The organism is Acinetobacter sp. V102_4 (assembly GCF_031799005.1).
Taxonomy (GTDB): domain Bacteria; phylum Pseudomonadota; class Gammaproteobacteria; order Pseudomonadales; family Moraxellaceae; genus Acinetobacter; species Acinetobacter calcoaceticus.
Genome location: NZ_JAVQNR010000051.1, coordinates 348,273 through 368,725 on the forward strand (window position 1 = coordinate 348,273; position 20,453 = coordinate 368,725).

The 20,453-nt window shown below is 37.9% G+C and carries 21 protein-coding genes; 7 read left to right on the forward strand and 14 right to left on the reverse strand.

Annotated elements, in window-relative coordinates:
* Window positions 1-45 precede the first annotated feature (45 nt).
* The 5 genes from iscU (at window position 46) to fdx (ending at window position 3,640) form a co-directional block, all read left to right on the forward strand.
* Window positions 46-432, forward strand: coding sequence for a Fe-S cluster assembly scaffold IscU (iscU, locus tag RMB13_RS17425; RefSeq protein WP_003651560.1), 387 nt, complete (start codon window positions 46-48; stop codon window positions 430-432).
* A gap of 30 nt (window positions 433-462) precedes the next feature.
* On the forward strand, window positions 463-783 hold the full coding sequence (gene iscA, locus RMB13_RS17430; RefSeq protein ID WP_003651558.1) for an iron-sulfur cluster assembly protein IscA: 321 nt from the start codon (window positions 463-465) through the stop codon (window positions 781-783).
* 84 nt (window positions 784-867) lie between these two features.
* On the forward strand, window positions 868-1,386 hold the full coding sequence (gene hscB, locus RMB13_RS17435; RefSeq protein ID WP_003651556.1) for a Fe-S protein assembly co-chaperone HscB: 519 nt from the start codon (window positions 868-870) through the stop codon (window positions 1,384-1,386).
* A 38-nt stretch (window positions 1,387-1,424) separates the two neighbouring features.
* Entirely contained in the window at window positions 1,425-3,284 is a 1,860-nt protein-coding gene (gene hscA / locus RMB13_RS17440) for a Fe-S protein assembly chaperone HscA (protein WP_311085917.1), read from the forward strand.
* A 17-nt stretch (window positions 3,285-3,301) separates the two neighbouring features.
* Entirely contained in the window at window positions 3,302-3,640 is a 339-nt protein-coding gene (gene fdx / locus RMB13_RS17445) for an ISC system 2Fe-2S type ferredoxin (RefSeq protein ID WP_003651552.1), read from the forward strand.
* Window positions 3,641-3,685: 45 nt separating this feature from the next.
* On the opposite strand, the gene RMB13_RS17450 is transcribed toward fdx, so the two are convergent.
* The 8 genes from RMB13_RS17450 to RMB13_RS17485 form a co-directional block, all read right to left on the reverse strand.
* Window positions 3,686-5,152 carry an adenylate/guanylate cyclase domain-containing protein gene (locus RMB13_RS17450; protein ID WP_311085918.1) on the reverse strand — a complete coding sequence of 489 codons (1,467 nt, stop codon included), beginning with the start codon at window positions 5,150-5,152 and terminating at the stop codon, window positions 3,686-3,688.
* Between the two features lie 56 nt (window positions 5,153-5,208).
* On the reverse strand, window positions 5,209-5,643 hold the full coding sequence (locus RMB13_RS17455) for an HIT domain-containing protein (RefSeq protein WP_002117900.1): 435 nt from the start codon (window positions 5,641-5,643) through the stop codon (window positions 5,209-5,211).
* A gap of 201 nt (window positions 5,644-5,844) precedes the next feature.
* Window positions 5,845-9,306, reverse strand: a complete 3,462-nt coding sequence (gene mfd, locus RMB13_RS17460) for a transcription-repair coupling factor (protein ID WP_311085919.1) — start codon at window positions 9,304-9,306, stop codon at window positions 5,845-5,847.
* Window positions 9,307-9,440: 134 nt separating this feature from the next.
* On the reverse strand, window positions 9,441-9,797 hold the full coding sequence (locus tag RMB13_RS17465) for a hypothetical protein (protein ID WP_017390587.1): 357 nt from the start codon (window positions 9,795-9,797) through the stop codon (window positions 9,441-9,443).
* 82 nt (window positions 9,798-9,879) lie between these two features.
* Window positions 9,880-10,812 (reverse strand): Dyp-type peroxidase, encoded by a 933-nt coding sequence (locus RMB13_RS17470; RefSeq protein ID WP_311085920.1) that lies wholly within the window; start codon window positions 10,810-10,812, stop codon window positions 9,880-9,882.
* Window positions 10,813-10,942: 130 nt separating this feature from the next.
* Window positions 10,943-11,725 (reverse strand): glutathione S-transferase N-terminal domain-containing protein, encoded by a 783-nt coding sequence (locus RMB13_RS17475; protein ID WP_311085922.1) that lies wholly within the window; start codon window positions 11,723-11,725, stop codon window positions 10,943-10,945.
* A gap of 21 nt (window positions 11,726-11,746) precedes the next feature.
* Window positions 11,747-12,253, reverse strand: coding sequence for a ribonuclease E activity regulator RraA (gene rraA, locus RMB13_RS17480; protein ID WP_045432975.1), 507 nt, complete (start codon window positions 12,251-12,253; stop codon window positions 11,747-11,749).
* Between the two features lie 12 nt (window positions 12,254-12,265).
* Window positions 12,266-12,931 carry an NAD(P)H-binding protein gene (locus RMB13_RS17485; protein ID WP_311085923.1) on the reverse strand — a complete coding sequence of 222 codons (666 nt, stop codon included), beginning with the start codon at window positions 12,929-12,931 and terminating at the stop codon, window positions 12,266-12,268.
* 212 nt (window positions 12,932-13,143) lie between these two features.
* On the opposite strand from RMB13_RS17485, the gene rpsT reads away from it, so the two are divergent.
* A complete protein-coding gene (rpsT, locus tag RMB13_RS17490; RefSeq protein ID WP_003651535.1) occupies window positions 13,144-13,410 on the forward strand; it encodes a 30S ribosomal protein S20 in 267 nt (88 codons plus the stop codon).
* Window positions 13,411-13,467: 57 nt separating this feature from the next.
* Here the strand turns inward: rpsT and RMB13_RS17495 are convergent, their stop codons facing one another.
* Both RMB13_RS17495 and RMB13_RS17500 read right to left on the reverse strand, forming a co-directional pair.
* The gene (locus RMB13_RS17495) at window positions 13,468-14,202 is read right to left on the reverse strand and encodes a histidine phosphatase family protein (RefSeq protein WP_004642661.1); all 735 of its coding nucleotides are present in this window, start codon (window positions 14,200-14,202) and stop codon (window positions 13,468-13,470) included.
* 57 nt (window positions 14,203-14,259) lie between these two features.
* Window positions 14,260-15,117, reverse strand: a complete 858-nt coding sequence (locus RMB13_RS17500; protein ID WP_080026964.1) for a 3'(2'),5'-bisphosphate nucleotidase CysQ — start codon at window positions 15,115-15,117, stop codon at window positions 14,260-14,262.
* Between the two features lie 298 nt (window positions 15,118-15,415).
* On the opposite strand from RMB13_RS17500, the gene RMB13_RS17505 reads away from it, so the two are divergent.
* A complete protein-coding gene (locus tag RMB13_RS17505; protein ID WP_003651529.1) occupies window positions 15,416-15,784 on the forward strand; it encodes a hypothetical protein in 369 nt (122 codons plus the stop codon).
* A gap of 59 nt (window positions 15,785-15,843) precedes the next feature.
* Here RMB13_RS17505 and RMB13_RS17510 read toward each other — a convergent pair whose 3' ends face one another.
* The 4 genes from RMB13_RS17510 to RMB13_RS17525 all read right to left on the reverse strand — a co-directional run bounded on the left by RMB13_RS17510 (window position 15,844) and on the right by RMB13_RS17525 (window position 20,445).
* A complete protein-coding gene (locus RMB13_RS17510) occupies window positions 15,844-16,503 on the reverse strand; it encodes an SOS response-associated peptidase family protein (protein ID WP_311085924.1) in 660 nt (219 codons plus the stop codon).
* A gap of 106 nt (window positions 16,504-16,609) precedes the next feature.
* A complete protein-coding gene (locus RMB13_RS17515; RefSeq protein ID WP_311085925.1) occupies window positions 16,610-18,343 on the reverse strand; it encodes an ABC transporter ATP-binding protein in 1,734 nt (577 codons plus the stop codon).
* 13 nt (window positions 18,344-18,356) lie between these two features.
* The gene (locus tag RMB13_RS17520; RefSeq protein ID WP_311076986.1) at window positions 18,357-19,499 is read right to left on the reverse strand and encodes an ABC transporter permease; all 1,143 of its coding nucleotides are present in this window, start codon (window positions 19,497-19,499) and stop codon (window positions 18,357-18,359) included.
* A 7-nt stretch (window positions 19,500-19,506) separates the two neighbouring features.
* Window positions 19,507-20,445: an ABC transporter permease gene (locus RMB13_RS17525; protein ID WP_003651522.1), complete on the reverse strand. Its 939-nt coding sequence runs from the start codon at window positions 20,443-20,445 to the stop codon at window positions 19,507-19,509.
* Window positions 20,446-20,453 lie beyond the last annotated feature (8 nt).

A 20,453-nucleotide genomic window follows, 5' to 3' on the forward strand; every position in this document is an offset into this window, starting at 1 on the left:
CCCTCATATTAATATTAGGCTGACCCCGAGGTTTGGAGAAGCGACATGGCTTATAGCGAAAAGGTAATTGATCATTACGAAAACCCTCGTAATGTTGGTGTTTTAGATAAAAACTCTGAAAATGTTGGTACAGGCATGGTGGGTGCACCTGCGTGTGGCGACGTAATGCGTTTACAAATCCAAGTAAACGATAATGGTGTCATCGAAGAAGCACGTTTTAAAACTTATGGTTGTGGTTCTGCAATCGCCTCAAGTTCTCTTGTAACCGAATGGTTAAAAGGCAAAACTCTTGATGAAGCTCAAACCATCAAGAATATTGATATTGCGACTGAGCTTGCACTTCCACCAGTAAAAGTTCACTGTTCTGTACTAGCTGAAGATGCGATTAAAGCTGCGATTGAAGATTACCGCACTAAAAAATCTAAAGCATAATTTGTTACCATTGTAAACGTTGGAGTTTTCATGATTCATTTAACTGAAAATGCTGCGACTCATATTAGCAATTACCTTAAAAATCGAGGTAAGGGTGAAGGCATTCGCGTGGGTGTGAAAACTTCTGGTTGTTCTGGATTGGCCTATGTTCTTGAGTTTGTAGACTCTATTGATGAACATGACCAAGTTTTCGAACAATTTGGCGTTAAGGTATTTGTAGATCCAAAAAGCTCAGTATATTTAGAGGGCTTAGAAATGGACTACGTTAAAAATGGCCTTAATGAAGGGTTCGAATTTAACAATCCTAATAAAAAAGGTGAATGTGGCTGTGGTGAATCTTTCACTGTCTAAGCTTTCTCCTTTCATCTCTCATTAAAACAGTGTCTTTTTATAGCACTGTTTTAATGTATTTAATTAATGTGGACTTCATTTCCAATGAATCATTTTGAGTTGTTCAATTTACCCGTAGCACTCGATATCGATTTGGCGAGCTTAAAATCTAGTTTCTTGAATTTGCAGCAGCAGTATCATCCAGATAAAGCTGAAGATAAAGATCAGGCATTGATCAAATCAAGTGAAATCAATCAAGCTTTTAAAACTTTGTCGCAAGTAGATAGCCGCGCTGCTTATCTATTGTCACTCAAAAAGCAAGATCACCACCTCGATCAATCCATTAGCGATTTTGAGTTCTTACAATCAGCTTTAGAAATTCGTGAACAACTTGATGAAGCAACTTCACAAGAGCATCTGACCACACTTAAACAAGAAGTGTTTCAATGGATGGATGGCCTAGTTCGCGAATTTAAAATTGATTACGCAGATGAGGACTGGGGCGAAGCTCGAGATACTGTACGTAAATTACGTTTCTTTCAGCGCGTTCTTAACGACATTGAAAAAGCAGAAGATCAAATGTTGGATGACGAAGACAACTTTGATTTAGACGACGATTTTTAATTTTGCTTTTTCCAAATTATATTCAAGGGATTTAACTCATGGCACTTTTGCAAATTGCTGAACCGGGTCAATCCAGTGCCCCACATCAACACCGCATTGCGATTGGTATCGACCTAGGAACAACACATTCTTTAGTTGCGACAGTGTTATCAGGCAAACCTAAAGTACTCAATGACGAAAAAGAAAGAAGACTCCTTCCTTCTATCGTGCACTATGGAAATGATGCAACTCACTATGGTGAAGAAGCAAAGCCTTTCCTTATTGCCGATCCTAAAAATACAATTGTTTCTGTAAAACGTTTTATGGGTCGTTCAAAAGCAGATATTAAATTTCAACACCCATATGAGTTAGTGGGTTCCGAAAATGAAATGCCAGCTTTTGAAACACGTGCGGGACGAAAAACACCAGTTGAAATTTCTGCTGAAATTTTAAAGCAATTAAAAGACCGTGCTGAAGCTAGCTTACAAAATCCAATAAATGGCGCAGTGATTACTGTTCCAGCCTATTTTGATGAAGCTCAGCGACAAGCAACACGTGATGCTGCCCAGCTTGCTGGCTTAAATGTATTACGTTTATTAAACGAGCCAACTGCTGCTGCTGTTGCTTATGGTTTAGACCAAGAAACTAATTTAGCTACAGATCACAACTATGTAATTTATGATTTAGGTGGTGGTACTTTCGACGTATCAATCTTGCGTTTCACACAAGGTGTCTTTGAAGTATTAGCTACAGGTGGCCACACTGCTTTAGGTGGTGATGACTTAGATCGTCTCATTGTTAAATGGGCTAAAAAGCAGCTCAATATCGATACTCTTAACGATGAAACTTATGCAGTATTTATTGTTGCTGCTCGTCAAGCGAAAGAACAATTATCAACTCAAGAATCAGTTCAATTAAAACTACTTGAGAATGTACTAACACTTGATCGTCCAACTTTTGAAAGCATTATTCAAGTTGCTTTAGATAAAACAATCAGTGTTTGTAAACGTGTTTTACGTGATGCCAAACTTGAGTTAACTGATATTCAGAATGTTGTTTTAGTTGGTGGCTCTACCCGTTCTTATGCTGTCCAGCAAGCAGTTCGTAATGTATTTAATCAAGAACCACTTTGTACGATTAACCCTGATGAAGTAGTTGCAATTGGTGCCTCCATTACTGCAAACCAATTAATTGGAAACAGTCAAGACGGCTCATTACTTTTAGATGTCACTCCTCTTTCACTTGGCTTAGAAACCATGGGTGGATTAGTAGAACGTCTTATTTCACGTAACACCGCTATTCCAGTCGCTCGTCGTCAAGAATTCACTACTTATCAAGATGGCCAAACTGCCATGCTTATTCATGTGGTTCAAGGTGAACGAGACTTGGTAGAGCATTGTCGTTCATTAGGAAGATTTGTCCTTCACGGCATTCCTCCAATGACTGCTGGTCAAGCACGCATTGAAGTTACCTTTCAGGTAGATGCTGATGGTTTACTTACAGTTTCAGCTCGCGAAACCACTTCTGGTGTACAAGCTCAAATTGATATTAAGCCATCTTACGGCCTATCAGAATCTGATACTGAGCGCTTATTAATTGAAAGTTTCCAGCACGCAGAAGAAGATAAAAATCTGCGTCATTTAAAAGAAACCAAAGTTGAAGCCCAACGTGAGCTTGAAGCTTTAGAACAAGCTCTCAAAGTTGATGCTGATTTACTCAATGATGAACAGCTTGAAGCACTAAAAACTGCTGAAAACTTGCTAAAAGTACAACTTGAAGGCAATGATATTCAAGCGATTGAAAAAGCTGTAGAACAACTTAAAGTACATAGTGATGCTTTTGCCGCACTACGTATGAATCGACATATTGACCACGCCTTAAAAGGTACAAAACTTGAAGATTGGTCAAATTCAAACTAAAGGTATAGGTGATCAATATGCCCCGCATTAAAGTACTTCCTCACGCTCAGATCTGCCCGGAAGGCGCAGAATTTGAAGTCGAACAAAATGCAAATCTTTGTCAAAGTTTGCTTGATCGAGGAATTAAAATTGAACACGCTTGTGACATGTCGTGTGCTTGTACAACTTGTCATGTAGTCGTTCGCAAGGGCTTTGACAGTCTAGAAGAAATGGATGACGTTGAAGCAGATCTTTTAGATCGGGCTTGGGGTCTTGAACCAGATTCTCGTCTCTCTTGCCAAGTGAAAATTGTTGATGAAGATTTAGAAATTGAGATTCCTAAATACACAATCAATCACGCTTCCGAAAATCATTAAAATAAAAAAGCTGCTTTAAAAGCAGCTTTTTTTTACTTCACGTTTTTAAACTTGATCTTGTTGATCAATTTCAACTGGCTTAACTTCATCTTCAAGTCTTAACCGTGCAATGCCTTGAGTATTAATTAAAGTTTGTTGAACTTTAAGTCGTTGAACCATTTTCTCAAGTACTTCTACCAATTCTGGATACTCATAATTTTGTACTTCTTCTAAATTAAGTACTAAATGAAAGCCTTTATACTCATAGTCAAACCATTGTTGATGATCTGACTTATTCCCCGTGTACTTCTCCATCACCTGCCATGTCTTTACTGCACCTTGAATACCTTTTAAGTAAATTGGCGTTTTGGGAGCACAAAGAAAATCACTTTTGATTATTTGATAAGTATCATCTGAAATTAAGATTTCATCTATTTCAGCAGCATATTGTAAACGAGCTGCCAAATTCACATCACGACCTACAATGGTATAAGCCATACGATGCGTTGCCCCATAATTTCCTACGTGGCAGTAACCGGTACTAATTCCCATACGAATGTGTAAGGCTGAATAGCCCATTTTTTTCCATCGTTCACGTAACAATTTCATTTGCTGACGCATAGCGATTGCCATTTCTACACAGGCTTTAGCATCTTGTTCTACACCCTGAGAATTCGGATCACCAAAAAATATGAGGATGGCATCCCCCATAAATTTATCGACAGTAGCTTCATACTGCTTCGCAATTTCCGTCATATGGCTTAAATAATCATTAAGCAAAAATGCCAAATCATCAGGAATTAATGTTTCTGATAACTCTGTAAAGCCCTGAATATCAGAAAAAAATACAGTCATTTTTTTCCGTTTATATTCAATTTTTGCTTCCGCTTCACCGCGCATAATAGACTGCCACAACTGTAGCGGTGCATAACGACTTAACTGATTAGCAAAAGCAATATAGCGCGTCATTTGATCATAGTAATGTTGGCGCTGCTGACTGATTTTTTTAACCCAACGATGTTGGTAATAATTTCCAATGGTGATAAACATGACCAAACCTAAGAGTGTAATTACAGTTAACTCTTGGCTGGTAGGTTCAAAATACGTATAAAAACCAAATAGGAAAAAAGTACTTAAATAAAAAATAATAGCGCCTAGCAAGCTAGTCAAACAAATGATTGCAAAAGAAATACGACTATTAATTGCAGAATAAAATAATGCAAAAAGAGCAATAAATGTAGGCACCAAATTAAGATGCAGACCCGCCAAGGTAACTGCTACAACAATTGCATCAATTGCAAAAAAGACACTTTTTTGAGTTTTCTTATCAAATTGGTATTGAAGCCAGTATTCTAACTTCGAACTAATAAAAAGCAAAAATAGGAAAAAAGGTGGAACATAGATCTGATAATTTGTATTAGGTGAGGTAAAAGCATAGATCACTAAAATTAAGGACAGAATTGAATATCCCATCAAGCGATGAAAATATGCAAACTGCTTAGGCTCTCTATCGATAAACCTCTCTAATTGCACCCTGTCCTCCACACCTCAATGTAGCCACATTCATATAAATGTGGCATTGCATTGATTTAATCCATGCGCCAATCAAAAGGCATATCACCTTGACCACGTAAAGCAAGCATAAGGGTTTGACGCATGTGAGCCAGTACATCATTTGTGTATGGAACAGCAGGTGTGCCCCAAACTGGCTTAGGCCATGCAACATCATTTTGATAACGCACGACATGATGGAAATGCAACTGAGGCACCATGTTACCTAGAGCTGCAACATTCATTTTATCAGCACGGAATACTCGAGATAGCTGGCTAGACAACCAACTTGATTCGCGTAAAAACTGCTCTTGATCAGCTTGGCTCAATTCATATAATTCTGTGATTCCCGGCACACGAGGGATTAAAATCAGCCACGGGAATTGCATATCATTCATTAAACGACATGTTGAAAGCGGAAAATCGCCTACAAAAAAAGTATCTTGAGCAAGTTGTGGATGCAAACTAAACATATCTTTTATAAATGACAATAAACAATAATGGCTAATACTATCACATCAGTTTTGATGTGAGTATTGGTAGTGTCTGGTTTGATTACAAATAACAATGATTTTATGCACTTATTCCTTCTATGCTCCAAGAAATCATGCATAAAACCATGCTATCAACTTACATAAAATTCACACGCAGTAAAAAATGCTTCAAAACATCATTTATACATGTATTTCAGTTAATAATTTCGCTAACAAATCGTTAATGAACTGAATGCGTTTTTCATGTTCTTCAAGCTGAACCATAACCTTCAAACGCTGCCCACCATCCATGCGATAATAGGTCGGATTTTTTTGCATTAACTGAATAATACTGATGGCTTGAACTGGAGTATCCGGGGAAAACTCAATATTACCGCCTTGTGTATTGATATCAATTTTGGTAATACCCAACTGCTCTGCTTTCAGCCTAATCTGATGAACACTAAATAAGTGTTTTACAGATTGTGGTGGCACTCCAAAACGATCAATTAACTCCATACGGATGTTGTCCAGTTTTTCTTGCGTATCTGTATTACTAATACGCTTATAGAACAATAAACGCTGATGAACATCTCCCAAATACTCATCTGGAATAAGTGCTGGAATATGTAAATTAATTTCTGCAGTTAATGACAAAGGTGCATCAAAATTCGGGGTTTTACCTTGCTGAATTGCCTTAGTGGCTTTCTCCAGCATTTCCATATACAGACTATAGCCAATTGCCTGCATTGAACCACTTTGTTGCTCACCTAAAAGCTCACCCGCACCGCGAATTTCTAAATCTTCTGTAGCTAGCATAAAGCCAGCACCCAGAGTTGAAGCACGCTGGATTGCATCTAAACGCTTTTCTGCATCACCTTTTAAATGTTTAATAGAAGGAACCAGTAAATAAGCATAGGCTTGGTGATGTGATCGTCCCACACGGCCACGTAATTGATGCAATTGAGCTAAACCAAGTTTGTCAGCTCTTTCTATCAAAATTGTGTTGGCATTTGGAACATCGATTCCGGTTTCAATAATGGTTGAACATACCAATACATTAAATTCTTTGTGATAGAACTGCTGCATGACTTGTTCGAGCTCTCTTTCTCTCATTTGGCCATGAGCTACTGCCACACGAGCTTCAGGCACAAGAACACGGATGTTTTCAGCAGCTCGTTCAATCGTATCGACTTCATTATGTAAGAAGTATACTTGGCCACCACGTAGTAATTCACGCAAGATCGCTTCTTTAATAGAAGCTTCCGTATGTTCTTGTACAAATGTTTTAACCGCTAAACGACGGGCTGGTGGTGTAGCAATGATAGATAGATCACGCATTCCCGAAAAAGCCATATTTAAAGTTCGTGGAATTGGTGTTGCGGTAAGCGTCAACATATCGACATCAGCTCTCAATGCTTTGATACGCTCTTTATCACGCACACCAAATCGGTGTTCTTCATCGACTACCATTAGGCCCAAGTCTTTAAATTGCACATTTTCTTGTAAAAGTTTATGTGTTCCAACCACAATATCCACTTTACCAGCAATTAAATCTTCAATATTTTTTGTATGAGCTTTATTTGAGCCAAAGCGTGACAACACTTCTATACGCACAGGCCAATCAGCAAAACGATCTTTAAAAGACTCATAATGTTGTTGTGCAAGTAAAGTTGTAGGTACCAAAACAGCAACTTGCTTACCGTTTTGCACAGCAACAAACGCGGCTCGCATCGCTACTTCAGTTTTACCGAAACCAACATCGCCACAAACAAGTCGATCCATAGGTCTAGCTTGTTGCATATCGTGAAGCGTGGCTTCAATAGCATTCGCCTGATCGAGTGTTTCTTCGTAAGCAAATCCACTGGCAAATTGCATATAAAGTGATTGATCGAGTTCAAAGCCAAAACCGGGTTTTGACTGACGACGTGCTTGTATATGTAATAATTCGGCTGCAACATCATGGATTTGTTCTAAAGCTTTGCGTTTAGCTTTACTCCACGCATCACTTCCAATTTTATGAAGTGGAGCTAAATCTGGGTCTCCACCACTATAACGACTAATAAGATGCAAATTAGTCACAGGCACATAAACTTTTGCCCCTTCAGCATAATTTAGTTGCAAGAACTCATAATCTTGCCCTTCAATTGCTAAAGTAACTAATCCTGCATAACGCCCCACGCCATGATCAATATGAACAACAGGAGCATCTATACTTAATTCAGTCAAACTGCGAATTAAGAACTCTTCTGAAACTTCTTGCTGGCGTTTACGACGACGCTGAACTACCCGATGTTCATATAATTGATTTTCTGAAATAACCGACAATTGGTCTGTTAAAAGTAAACCACGGTCTAGCGGTGCATTTGTAATAGCAATCGCAAACTGACTAGTCTGAAATTGCTCAAAACTGTCTACGCCAGGGATATCTCCTAAACTGGCACGTAAACCATCTCTTAAGCTTTCACGTCGACCTGCACTTTCTGCAACCAACAAGACCGGATGATTTACTTCATCAATATATTTTTTGACTACAGCGAATGGTTTTTCTTTTTTTGGATCAACTGGTAACTTGGGTGGCTGTTCTACCTTAAGATTTAACGCGCCAGCTTTTTCTTCAACTATTTCTGCGCTCACCAACATACGCGGAAACTGATTTAAAGCACTGAGCAGATGATTTGGGGCAATAAATAATTCTTCAGGGGGAAGAATTGGCTGATCTACGTTATGACGTCTGTCTTCATAACGACGAAAAACTTCTTTCCAAAAATTTGTTAAATCAGTATCTATATCACTGGTTGTAATTACAATGCAATTCTTTGGGAAGTACGTTGCAAGTGTACTCTGTGATTGCATTTGTGCTTTATCAAAAAATAATGGTAAATAAAATTCAATCCCTGGTGAAGCAATTCCCTCTAAAACATCTTGATAAATCGGGTTTTTCTTAGGATTAGCCGTAGGGAAAAGTTCAGAATACCGACCTCTAAAAATTGAACGGGCTTCTTTTAGCGGAAATTCTTTTGCTGGTAAAACTGTAAAACTTTTTAAAGGCTTCGTTGTTCTTTGCGTTTCTGGATCAAAGAATTTTAATGTATCAATTTCATCATCAAACAGATCAATACGAATAGGCGCTTCTTGGCCTGACGCAAAAATATCCATAATACTGCCACGTACAGCAAACTCACCGTGATCATAAACAGTATCTACCAAATGATAACCAGCTTGTACTAAACGTAACTTTTGCTGTTCTAAATCGAATTTCTGTCCAACATGAATATCAAAATGTTCGCCCAAAACCCATGAATACGGTGCAACTCTTTGAGCTAAAGTACTTGCTGAAATGAGCAATACACCCTTCTGAGGCATATTAGAAAGGATCGCGAGACGTTCTGAAACAATATCTTGATGAGGTGACAAGCGATCATACGGCAAGATTTCCCAATCAGGAAAAATTGTCGGTTTTATGCCATAAAACTCAAGTTCACTTTCTAATTGAGCAACATGTTGGTTATTCCTGGCGACTACAACAAGTAAAGAAGGATGCTGGACAGCAATTTCTTTAAATAATAATGCAGCAGATGAACCTAATAACGACCCCACCCAACGCTTTTCACCGGCTTTGAGCTGTTGTAAATTCAATTGAGAGATTTCTTGTTGAAACATGTATTTGGCTTTTATCAGCTAAGAAGATATGAGCCTAATAGTAGCATGATGTTTTTAGTGAAATGAGTTATTTTTTTGAAAATCAAACTACTAGTTAGCTCTACTTTTTATATTTTTTAATCAATCAGCTATGATTATTTATCACGCAAAAACAAAACGTAATATTGATTTAATATTTGTATAATCGCTTTAAGCTGAAGTAGCTTTTCTTGTGTATTTCCTAATCTTTCTACATAACGTTGGGTTGCGATTTCCAGATCAATCTTTTCATTAATTTGTGGAGTAATTAGGAATAATTTCTGAAGATTATCAAAATTTTGTAATTTACGGTTTGAGAAATACTCAAGATGCTCTGACCATTCCTCATTAATCACTACATCCTTAATTATTGGGCCGCGTTCAGAATCAAATTTTAATAGATTCTCTTGCAAGTAAATTTGTTCTGGCGTTTCTTTTGAGCCTTGAAAAAGCTGCGTTATCTTCTTAAACATTTCATCACATCATATTAATTTTCAATTCAAGCAATGGAAGTAATCTAGTTACTTCCATCCTTTAAGCCTTCTAGCTTAACGACTAGTCATCACCTAAATCATCAAGAAAATCGACCGTTGGTACAAAAAATAAAGTTCCTGTTTGAGCAGTACTAAAGTCAAGCAACCGATCAAGATTGCCTTGCTCATTTCCTAAGAACATGTTTTCAAGCATTTGACGCGTAGTACTGAATTTACGTGAATAACCAATAAAGAAAGTACCATATTCATTTTTTGAAGGATTTGAGAAAGGCATATTAGCTCGCATAATTTTAAGCTCATTACCTTCTGCATCATGCGCTTTACTTACTACATTATGGGCAGTTAGTGGCTTTTCGTCATCACCCAACTCAACATCATTGAACTTTTTGCGCCCAATCACTTTTTCTTGCTCTTCATCGGTTAATGAACGCCATTTTTCCATGTCGTGTGTATATTTCTGGATAAAAGCATAACTTCCCCCGATAAAATCAGGATCTTCATTGCCCACTAATGCCCATTGCGCTGCAATGACGGGCTCTGGATTCTCTGTTCCATCTACGAAGCCAATAATTGCCCGTCCATCAAAATAACGAAAACCATGCACTTCATCAATTGAATAGGTCACTTTACCAAGCTGTTGATTGATTATATTACCTAGCTCATAACATAAAGTCTGGCGATCAGCACGAATATGAAAAAATAGATCACCAGGTGTTGAAACAGCCGTATATTTCGGCCCTTTAAGTTCTTTAAATGTTTCTAATTCTTGTGGCTTTGGCTGATCATTAAACAATACATCCCATGCATTTGAGCTAAAACCTAGCGTGGCATTAAACTTACTATCCGGATAGCGATTAGTTAGACTTCTAGTTAATGCCGAAAAATTACTAGCAAAATCTTTTACTTTCTCCGCTACAGAATCACCTTGAGCTAATCCTAATACAATAAATAATGCATTCTCACCAGGACTGCTCGTTACAGGTTGAATTCTCATACATTCCATAAAATTATGCCTTATTTGGGTATTTAACTTCTTTAATTTAGCATATTCATGTTCTTATGAAATCTGATCTTTCTAAGAGTTTAAGTAAATTGACTTAAACTCTTACTAAAATAGATATTAATTAACGACCATATTGCTTCTTTAAATATTTTACGATTTGAGCAGACTCAAACATCTTCACTCCCGTATTTGGGTCTACCAAATAAGGTACCTGCATTTTACCTTGCATAACAGGCAATGTTTTTTCTCGTTTTCCACCTTTTAGAGGCACATATTTACCCGGTTTTAAGCGAAAAATAGCTGGGCCTTGATCTTGCCATCTTTCTTTTGCAACATTATGCAGAATATAAGGAAGCTCCAACTCACAGAGTAGACTTCTTACAACTCGTGAATAAGGACTTGCCTCAAAACTCCATAACTCAAGTTTTTGTTCAGGCACAGCTCTATTAATGATTTTTTTATTTATCCAAACTCCCCGAGCACCATTTAATATGGTCCCAGCAAATGCAGCATAAGGGACATTAGGGTAACTCGAAAATTTCTGAGGCGTCTTCCCAGTCTTACCGTAGTGTTTAAATAAATGATGAATAATTTCTTGTGACTCATATAAGTAGTCACCTGTATTTTCATCTACTAAAAAAGGAAACCGTAATTTGCCACCTTTTTCTTTTACGACCGAACGATGTTTTGTCCCACCTTTAGGACATGGATAAATTTCTACATCCAGATTTAAAAGTGTAAGGACTTCACGGACACGACGGCAAAATGGTGAACCTTCAAATTCATATAACTTCAAGGCTTTTACAGGTTGCTGAGGAAATGCGGTACCTGTTACACCCCGACCACCTTCAGCAATTGCAGAGACAACTGCCTGTAATACTTTAATTTGATGATTCACCATCATGCGATCCTTTATGAACTGTGATTACACTAATTTTTCTTTTGAAATCACAATTCCATTATTATCAGCATAGATATAATCGCCTGATTGAATTGTGACACCACCAAAATACAAAGTGGTATCTACTTCGCCAATGCCTTTACGATTACTTTTTTGGGGAATTGCTGCCAATGCATGTATACCTAAATCAAGGGTAGCAATAGCATCGACATCGCGTACACAGCCATAGATTACGACACCATTCCAGTTATTTTTAACTGCCGATTCTGCAATCAGGTCACCCATAAGCGCACAACGCATAGATGCACCACCATCTACAACGAGTACTTTATCTGTACCATCTGTTGCCAATAACTCTTTTACACGCGAGTTATCTTCAAAACACTTTACTGTTACAACCTGCCCCCCAAAAGTTTTACGCGCCCCATAACTTTGAAAGAACTTTCCATCCATTGAGGGAATTACAACTTGTAAGTCTTTTTCAGGGTTATCATCTAATAAATCACATGTTACAAACGGTACTGTGGACACTTCTATTCTCCCTTATCGAGTTTTCTGTATGCTCAGATTATCATATCGTTTGAATGCTTCAATTTGCGTTAGCGCCGCTACGACCATGGTATGAGCCAATTGCTCCGCAGTCACAGGTTTATATTTGAATGGTTTTTGCCATTTATTCTCAATAAATTTAAATAGACTTTGCCCTAAATCCTCTATAAACCGCACATCACTGCGCTTACCAATCAGTAAAGAGGGTCTAAAAATAGATAATTTTTCAATTCCCAAGCTCTCGATATAATCTTCTAACTGTCCTTTCACTTTATTGTAGAAAATTGGTGAATTTGCATTTGCGCCAAGGGCACTCACTAATAAAAGATGGATATGTTTATCTTGTACTAAATCTGCCAAATGGGCATTGATTTCATAATCTACCGCGTAGAAGCCTTGCTTTGAGCCCGCATTTTTTAATGTTGTTCCCAGACAGCTAAATGCATGGGTATGACCATTCACATCTTCATCATTCAACATTAAGAAATCTTCTATGATGAGCTGATTAACTTTTTCATATGTATTAAATACTTGAGATTCTTTTCTAACCACCAGCGTAATAGCTTCAAATTCCGGAGCCTTCTGGAGCTTTTCAACAAGTGCCAATCCGACCAACCCTGTTGCGCCGAGCACAATCGCTTTTTTCTTACTTGCTGTCATTTTTTATCCATCCCTCTTTAACTTTGTTTTAAATTTAACCTTTTCTTACCGTTTTAACAGCCCCTAAAACAGCTTAAAACGTTCTCAAGGCTTGACTTCACGGTGTCTATTCATCACAATATGGCACTTGTTTACGGGCTGGTGATGGTTGCACCAGTTTACTGGATTGACCACAGCCCGCCCAGACCAACTTATTTTCAAGGAGTGCAAGAGTGGCAAACTCTGCTCAAGCTAAAAAACGTGCGCGTCAAAACGTTACTGCACGTAAACACAACGCAAGCTTGCGTTCTATGGTTCGTACATACATCAAACGTACTTTAAGTGCAATTGCTGGTGGTGATCATGCTGTTGCTACAGAAGCTTACCAAAAAGCTGTTCCTGTAATCGACCGTATGGCTGATAAAGGCATCATCCACAAAAATAAAGCTGCTCGTCATAAGAGCCGTTTAAATGCTCAAGTTAAAGCGTTAGCTAACTAATTAAAGCATGTAAAAAAAGCCCAATAGGGCTTTTTTTATTATCTATCATTTTTGAGCTTATAGCGTTTTTCCAAATTTGGCTACATTTAGCTCATAGGCCTTACCTCTCCAAATCCATTTTAATTTACAATTTGGAAATTCTTCGCCTTCAAACCATACAAATAGGCCTTCCATCATTTCAGGCCAATCTTCTTTCTTAATTTCATTTTCACCAGAAATTACAGCAACAATTGCAGCAATAATAGTGTCATGGCTGACAGCTAAACTAAGCCCGCCTTGAGTTTTAGGATGCGTATGATAAATAAGCTCTAGTACATCTAAAACACCAGTAATTGGGTGTTTCATACCAGGTAATGCATTATTTACAAAACTATTAATAAAACCCAAAGCACCTTGCTTTTTAAAATAAGGGGCAGCTTGTTGTATGTCTAGTACAAAACTCCCTGGCTCAACCAGTAATCCTTGCTCAATAATTTCAATCGTATGTGTATTAAATTCAGGGCTTACGGCATCCGCCCCTTCGATCATGAGTGCAGCCGTATCGACACAACGTTGTATTGGACTTGAAATACAATGCTGAATAACACGATCTGTATTTTTAATTAAATAATTACCCCATGCCTGCGCAAGCTCACGCCCTTGAGGAGTGAGTTGGAGATCATATCCAGCTAAGCCCTGCCCATCCACAAGTTCTCTTAGAGAATGACGCGTAAATAAGGTTACAGGAGTTGAAGCATCGGGCAATAAATCAATTGCTTCAAACATACTTTTAGGCAATAAATCGAGTGCCATTTTTATCTTGTCATCTTTTTTCAATACTTTGCCACTATAACATGTCTGGCATAACTCTCAATCCATAACACCTGCTTGGGCCAATGCTTCAAATGCTATTTTTTTGCTTTCCTGATCACGAAATGCGATAAAGCCCTTATTTAAAACCGTGTGTCTCTGATTATATTCAAAAGGTTTTCCATCAAGGGTAAGTAAACCACCGCCTATACTTTCTAATAAACCTTGCCCAGAACTTGTGTCCCATTCAGAAGTTGGATGAAATCGTGGATAAATATCGATTTCACCTTCTAGCATCATGCAGAATTTGTAGGCACTTCCTGCTTCTCGCCGAATAATGCTATGTTTTTCTTCAATAGGTTGAATAAATTTTTGATATTTCGGATTTTTACTGCCATGACTAAGTCCTATTTGAATAGGCTCGTCTGGCGAAAACGAAGTTATTTGATATTGATACCACTGTTTTTGAGTGAAACTATATTTAAAAGGTAAATCTTGCAGATATCCCAAGTACACGACTTGTTCACATGGCACAGCAATAACTGAAAAGATCGTTTCTTTACCCTTAATCAAACTTAGGTTGATCGTAAACTCATCACGCTCATGTATGAATTCTTTAGTTCCATCAAGAGGATCTAACATCCAGCATGTGGACCACTCATGCCGAGCACTATAATCACTTTCTTCAGACAAAACCGGCAAGTCTGGCGTAATCTCTGCCAAGTGCTTTAATAAGAAAAGGTTCACTTTTAAATCTGCTTGAGTTACAGGTGAATCATCTTGTTTTTCGTGAATAGTGAACTCATAACCCGCAGAATAATTTTGATATTCTTGTAATAAAATCTGGCTTGCTTGTTCCAAAACTGGAAGAAGCTGATTAATCAAAGTATCTTGTGGGCGCGTAGTTGTTATAAACATAAATATGCTCTACATAGTTTCATTTCTATTATAGGTGAATTATGAACAATTCAGTATTCGCCAACAGTTTGATTTACTAAAATAGTCATTTATCTTAATCATTAGGTAAGCGCTGCTTTCTGTGCATGCTATATAGCTAATATGAATAATTAAGATGTTTAAAAGAAGTCCTTATCACGTACAAAAAACAATCTATAAGTTATGAAAAATAAACAACTTAAATAAGATTTATCCATTTCCTTTTCATCTATTTCTTGCTATGTTCAATCACACAATAACAAGATGGAAGAGAGCGCACATGATGCTATATGGATATCATTTCTCGACAATAGAACATAACTGGGAAGAACTTACTCCCTTAAATGAGTTCCTACAAACATTTGCAGATGATGATGGTGGTGTTTCAACAAGAGATAAAGAGTCTCTCAAAGAAATCATTGCGAAATCAGATACAGCTTTAGCTTTAGCAAGAGAAATGGGTTGGGATGGCAGTTACACAGGATGTCCTTATCTATTCTGGTTACCAAGTAAAAATAGCCAGTCTTTTGAATATGGCTTTGTATTTAAACAGACATCAGACAATACCACTTTTGTGATTTCACCAATTGAGTTGAGCTATCTAGCTCAAGATTCAGAAGTACAAACATTAAGTAAAACTATTGAATAAGCAATATAGGTTATTGATTCAGATTTGACATCAATAACCTCATCTTGATTTTATTTATGTTAGTCAAACATGCTTAACTGTGGTGTAGGTTTTATAATTTTTTCTTTTGGTACATGCAAGCATTCAAATTCTTCAACTGGAAAACCTTCGATAAAGCTTGAAATATCAGGTGATTCCAAACTCAACCACTCTTCTAATCGATCATGTGGAATCACAATAACTGATCTTTTGACATCTCCAGGCTCATGAAAATCTTTCATCATAGGATGGTCTATGGCATCCATGGTCAACATACTTGCAGAACGAATAATCGTTTCATTTATTTTGCAAATTTCATAGATTGCTGCAATAAAAAAAGCCTGTCGATCTTTACGGCGTACACCCCACCGCTCAGGTTTATCATTTATATATTTACTTTCATAGAATTCCATCACCGGAATCACACCAAACTTACATTTAAGTGCAGCTTCTTGAAAACTCGGTTTTTGAAAAATCGTTTCATGACGGGCATTGTAAGTATGTTTTGCTATGTTTGTATCTTCAGCCCATTTTGGAACTAAACCAAACATGACTTCACGCCATTCAAGACCTTGTGGTGATTTAAATAATAGCGGCATTGTTCCCGCAGGATAAACCTCTTCGGCATAGCTAAAGCCAACCACAGGCAACTGGAGTTGCTGCAATTGGGCAAGAGTTAAAGGTTTAAAGTTGGCACACATAGCAAGACTAAACTACTGTATTTTTACTCTCTTATTTTATAAGTATTTACGCGATAAACCAAATAAAAAGGCACTTGAAAGTGCCTTTAACGACATAACTTTACGCTTATGAAAAGTGGTGAATCCCTTGAGGAATGGCTTGTAATAGTCGTTTGGTATAATCATGTTGAGGATGTGCATAAAGCTCATCCGAATTGGCAATTTCAACAACTTCACCATGATTCATGACCATGACCTGATCAGATATATATTTCACAACCGATAAGTCATGGGAAATAAAGATATAACTGAGTCCAAACTCATCTTGTAAGTCTTGTAATAAGTTAAGTACCTGTGCTTGAACCGAAACGTCTAGTGCTGAAACAGATTCATCACAAATCAAAATTTCAGGTTTTAGCGTTAAACATCGTGCAATCGCAATACGCTGACGTTGTCCCCCAGAAAACTCATGTGGATAGCGATAATAAGCTTGCTCAGGTAAATTTACTCGCTCAAGTAATCCAAGTGCAATTTGTTTACGCTCAGCATCATCTTTACCAATGCCATGAATTTGCATGGGTTCTAATAAAATCTGCCCAATCGTAAAGCGTGGATTAAGAGAAGCATATGGGTTTTGAAAGATAATCTGGATTTTCCGTTGATATTTAGCAAACTCTTTTTCAGTTAATGAAAGAATATCTTTTCCTTCAATGAAAGCTTGCCCACCTGAAGCTTCATGTAACCGCATAAGTAATAGGCCTACCGTCGTTTTACCTGAACCGGATTCGCCGACTAAACCTAAAGTTTTTCCTTTAGCAAGTTTAAAAGAAACTCCTTTTACGGCTTGAAACTCTTCTTTGCCAAATAATCCTTTACGACTATAAAAGCTTTTTTTCAGATCTTTTACTTCTAAAATAATTTGCTCATCGCCATTTAAGCCACGTTTGCGCTGCGGAATTTCCGAAGCATCAAAACTTTTCTCAACCAAAATATTATCTTCTTGGAACATAAAGTCGCTGGTCACAGGCAATCGATAAGGACGCTGTGATATTTGTGGACGACAGTAAAGTAATGCTCGGGTATATACATCTTTAGGCTGTTCCAGAACCTGCTCAGCAGCGCCTTGCTCTCTAATTTCACCATGACGCATCACAATGACTTTATCTGCAATTTCACCGACCAGTGCCAAATCGTGGGTAATAAAAAGCATCGACATTTGACGGCGCTTTCGCAACGATTCGAGTAAATCAATGATCTGCTTTTGAATGGTGACATCAAGTGCAGTGGTTGGTTCATCGGCAATGAGCAATTTAGGCTCACAAGCAATCGCCATTGCAATCATGACACGTTGCTGTTGACCACCTGAAAGTTGATTTGGATAGGCATCAATTTTAATTTCAGGTGAAGGAATACCTACTTCTTTAAGTAATTCTAAAACGCGTTGTCGTGCTTGTTTACGGTTCAATCCCATATGCAAACACAACACTTCCGCAATTTGATTACCAACTGTAAAAACTGGGTTTAAAGATGACATCGGCTCCTGAAAAATCATGGCAATGTCTTTACCACAGATTTTCCGCATCTCTTTACGAGATAAACTGAGTAGGTCTTTGCCTTCAAATATAATTTTACTTTGATCATCAATTTTGCTTTGCCCTACAGGCAGTAATCCCATTGTTGCCAACGAAGTTACCGATTTACCACTACCCGATTCACCGACTAAAGCAACCGTAGTATTTGCTGGAATATCAAAAGAAATTCCTTTTACGGTTTCAATATATTGCTTATCTTCACCTTTAAAACTTACTCGTAAATTTTTAACATGAAGCAACGGCGCATTTTTATATTCTTGTTCTATCATTTGGACCTTCCTCTTATTTTAGCTTTGGGTCTAACGCATCACGAAGTGCATCAGTAAACATTGAGAATGCCGTAACCAAAACAGCCATTGCGACAGAGGCTGCGACTAGCTGCCACCATTTACCTAAAAGAAGTTCACTTTGCGCTTCATTTAACATGCTCCCCCAAGACACCACACCTACTGGTACACCAAAACCCAAGAAACTCAAAATGACTTCAGATTTAATAAAAGAAACCACCAAAATCGACATTTGGACTAAAGCGATATGGCTCACATTAGGAAAAATATGAATGAACATACGGCGGAAATGTCCAACGCCAATTGCTTTAGCTGCAAGAACGTATTCACGTGCAGTATGTTTCATATATTCAGCACGAATTAAGCGATAAACGCCTGTCCAACCCGTTAAACCTAAAATCAGAACAATAGATAAAATGCCTTTTTGTTGAAGCACGGCAGCAATAGCAAGCACTAATAATAAATATGGAATTGAGGTAAAAATGTTGTAAAACCAGTTGAGAATATCATCCACCCAACCGCCAAAATATCCTGAAATTGCACCTAAAAGTGTACCAATGCCTACCGCAAGTAAAGCAGATATCACCCCAACAATAATTGAAGTTTCAGCCCCTTTAATTGTTTTCTTTAAAACGTCTTGTCCCCACTTATCAGCACCAAACACAAGTGTGCTTTTAAGCTCGGCTTGCTGGTCTAATAAATGTCCGCCAAGTTGCTGATCGATCGCTTTCATATCATCGGCTAATGGGTCAACTACACCATAATAATCAATCGCGTCACCAGAACTCTTGCTTTGCTTAATCTGCTCATTCAGTTTTTTGATAACATCTTTTAATGGATCGACTGGATTTTCTGGTAATTCCTCGTCAACCGCCGCTGCATTTTGTCCAGCATCTGTGGTCTTATCTGCACCTATAAATGTGGGTGGTGCATAACTCACTGCAACTTCTTTATTCCAATCAGATGCAATCACACCCGTCATTGATAGAATCAAGATAATAAAATAAAGTAATACAATCGCTAGTGATGACATCGCGATTTTGTCAGCCCGAAGACGTCGCATGGCAAGTTTCCACAGGCCAGATGAATGAGTTTCGGCTTTTGTTTGTTCTTTTCTTTTTGATAAAACGCTCAGCATAGCCCACCTACTTCAACTGTACACGTGGATCAACCACTTTGTAGACCAAATCGGCAATCAGGTTAAAAATCATGGTTGCAGCTGCGATGTATACTGTAATTGCCTTAATAACAGGGAAATCACTTCGTTCAACTGCAATAATGACCTCTCGACCAATACCAGGAATGCCAAAAAAACGCTCAATTAAAAATGCGCCTATGAGTAATGCAGGTAAAGTTGACATCACGTCGGTAATAATAGGAATTGAAGCGTTACGCAGTACATGCACACCTAAAATTCGGCTTTCACCTACACCTTTGGCACGTGCTGTTCGAACATAGTCCTGATTAATTTCATCAAGCACAAAACTACGATACAAACGTAAGGTTGGTGCAATACTCACAACTAACATGATTAAAATTGGAAGTAAGGCAAATTTAAATAAATTCTCGGTAAAGGTGTCACTCCAACCTTGTACAGGGAACCAACTGAGCTGATAAGCCAAAACATATTGAAAAACAATAATGTAAACTAAAATACTAATTGACATAGCAATGGTACATAGCATCATGACCATACGATCGGTTAGAGAACCTCGTACCGCAGCAACAGCCAAAGCCAAAATAATTGAAATAACGGTTTGTAAAATAGTGAGCGGAATTAAAAGCGTGAGCGATGGCCCTAATCGGGTTAAAATAATTTGGGAAACAGGTTCGCCAGTACTCCAACTCGCACCATAGTCAAAAGTCAGAATCTGCTTAATGAAAATCCAGAGTTGAACGTAATACGGCTGATCGACACCTAGCTGTTTACGAATGTTTTCGATCTGCTCAGGATTAGACATCTTGCCTGCTAAAATATAAGCAGGATCTCCACCGACCCAGTTAAAAAGAATAAAAATAAGTAAGACTACTCCCAACATGGTTGGAATCATCTGCCATAAACGCCGAATAACATATGCCAGCATAGTGATAA

What these genes read in the sequence shown, in the direction of transcription:
- iscU (WP_003651560.1), top strand. Translation starts at nt 46, where the DNA reads ATGGCTTATAGCGAAAAGGTAATTGATCATTACGAAAACCCTCGTAAT.
- iscA (WP_003651558.1), top strand. Translation starts at nt 463, where the DNA reads ATGATTCATTTAACTGAAAATGCTGCGACTCATATTAGCAATTACCTT.
- hscB (WP_003651556.1), top strand. Translation starts at nt 868, where the DNA reads ATGAATCATTTTGAGTTGTTCAATTTACCCGTAGCACTCGATATCGAT.
- hscA (WP_311085917.1), top strand. Translation starts at nt 1,425, where the DNA reads ATGGCACTTTTGCAAATTGCTGAACCGGGTCAATCCAGTGCCCCACAT.
- fdx (WP_003651552.1), top strand. Translation starts at nt 3,302, where the DNA reads ATGCCCCGCATTAAAGTACTTCCTCACGCTCAGATCTGCCCGGAAGGC.
- RMB13_RS17455 (WP_002117900.1), bottom strand. Translation starts at nt 5,643, where the DNA reads ATGTTTAGTTTGCATCCACAACTTGCTCAAGATACTTTTTTTGTAGGC.
- mfd (WP_311085919.1), bottom strand. Translation starts at nt 9,306, where the DNA reads ATGTTTCAACAAGAAATCTCTCAATTGAATTTACAACAGCTCAAAGCC.
- RMB13_RS17465 (WP_017390587.1), bottom strand. Translation starts at nt 9,797, where the DNA reads ATGTTTAAGAAGATAACGCAGCTTTTTCAAGGCTCAAAAGAAACGCCA.
- RMB13_RS17470 (WP_311085920.1), bottom strand. Translation starts at nt 10,812, where the DNA reads ATGAGAATTCAACCTGTAACGAGCAGTCCTGGTGAGAATGCATTATTT.
- RMB13_RS17475 (WP_311085922.1), bottom strand. Translation starts at nt 11,725, where the DNA reads ATGATGGTGAATCATCAAATTAAAGTATTACAGGCAGTTGTCTCTGCA.
- RMB13_RS17485 (WP_311085923.1), bottom strand. Translation starts at nt 12,931, where the DNA reads ATGACAGCAAGTAAGAAAAAAGCGATTGTGCTCGGCGCAACAGGGTTG.
- RMB13_RS17495 (WP_004642661.1), bottom strand. Translation starts at nt 14,202, where the DNA reads ATGGCACTCGATTTATTGCCTAAAAGTATGTTTGAAGCAATTGATTTA.
- RMB13_RS17500 (WP_080026964.1), bottom strand. Translation starts at nt 15,117, where the DNA reads ATGTTTATAACAACTACGCGCCCACAAGATACTTTGATTAATCAGCTT.
- RMB13_RS17505 (WP_003651529.1), top strand. Translation starts at nt 15,416, where the DNA reads ATGATGCTATATGGATATCATTTCTCGACAATAGAACATAACTGGGAA.
- RMB13_RS17510 (WP_311085924.1), bottom strand. Translation starts at nt 16,503, where the DNA reads ATGTGTGCCAACTTTAAACCTTTAACTCTTGCCCAATTGCAGCAACTC.
- RMB13_RS17515 (WP_311085925.1), bottom strand. Translation starts at nt 18,343, where the DNA reads ATGATAGAACAAGAATATAAAAATGCGCCGTTGCTTCATGTTAAAAAT.
- RMB13_RS17520 (WP_311076986.1), bottom strand. Translation starts at nt 19,499, where the DNA reads ATGCTGAGCGTTTTATCAAAAAGAAAAGAACAAACAAAAGCCGAAACT.
- RMB13_RS17525 (WP_003651522.1), bottom strand. Translation starts at nt 20,445, where the DNA reads ATGCTGGCATATGTTATTCGGCGTTTATGGCAGATGATTCCAACCATG.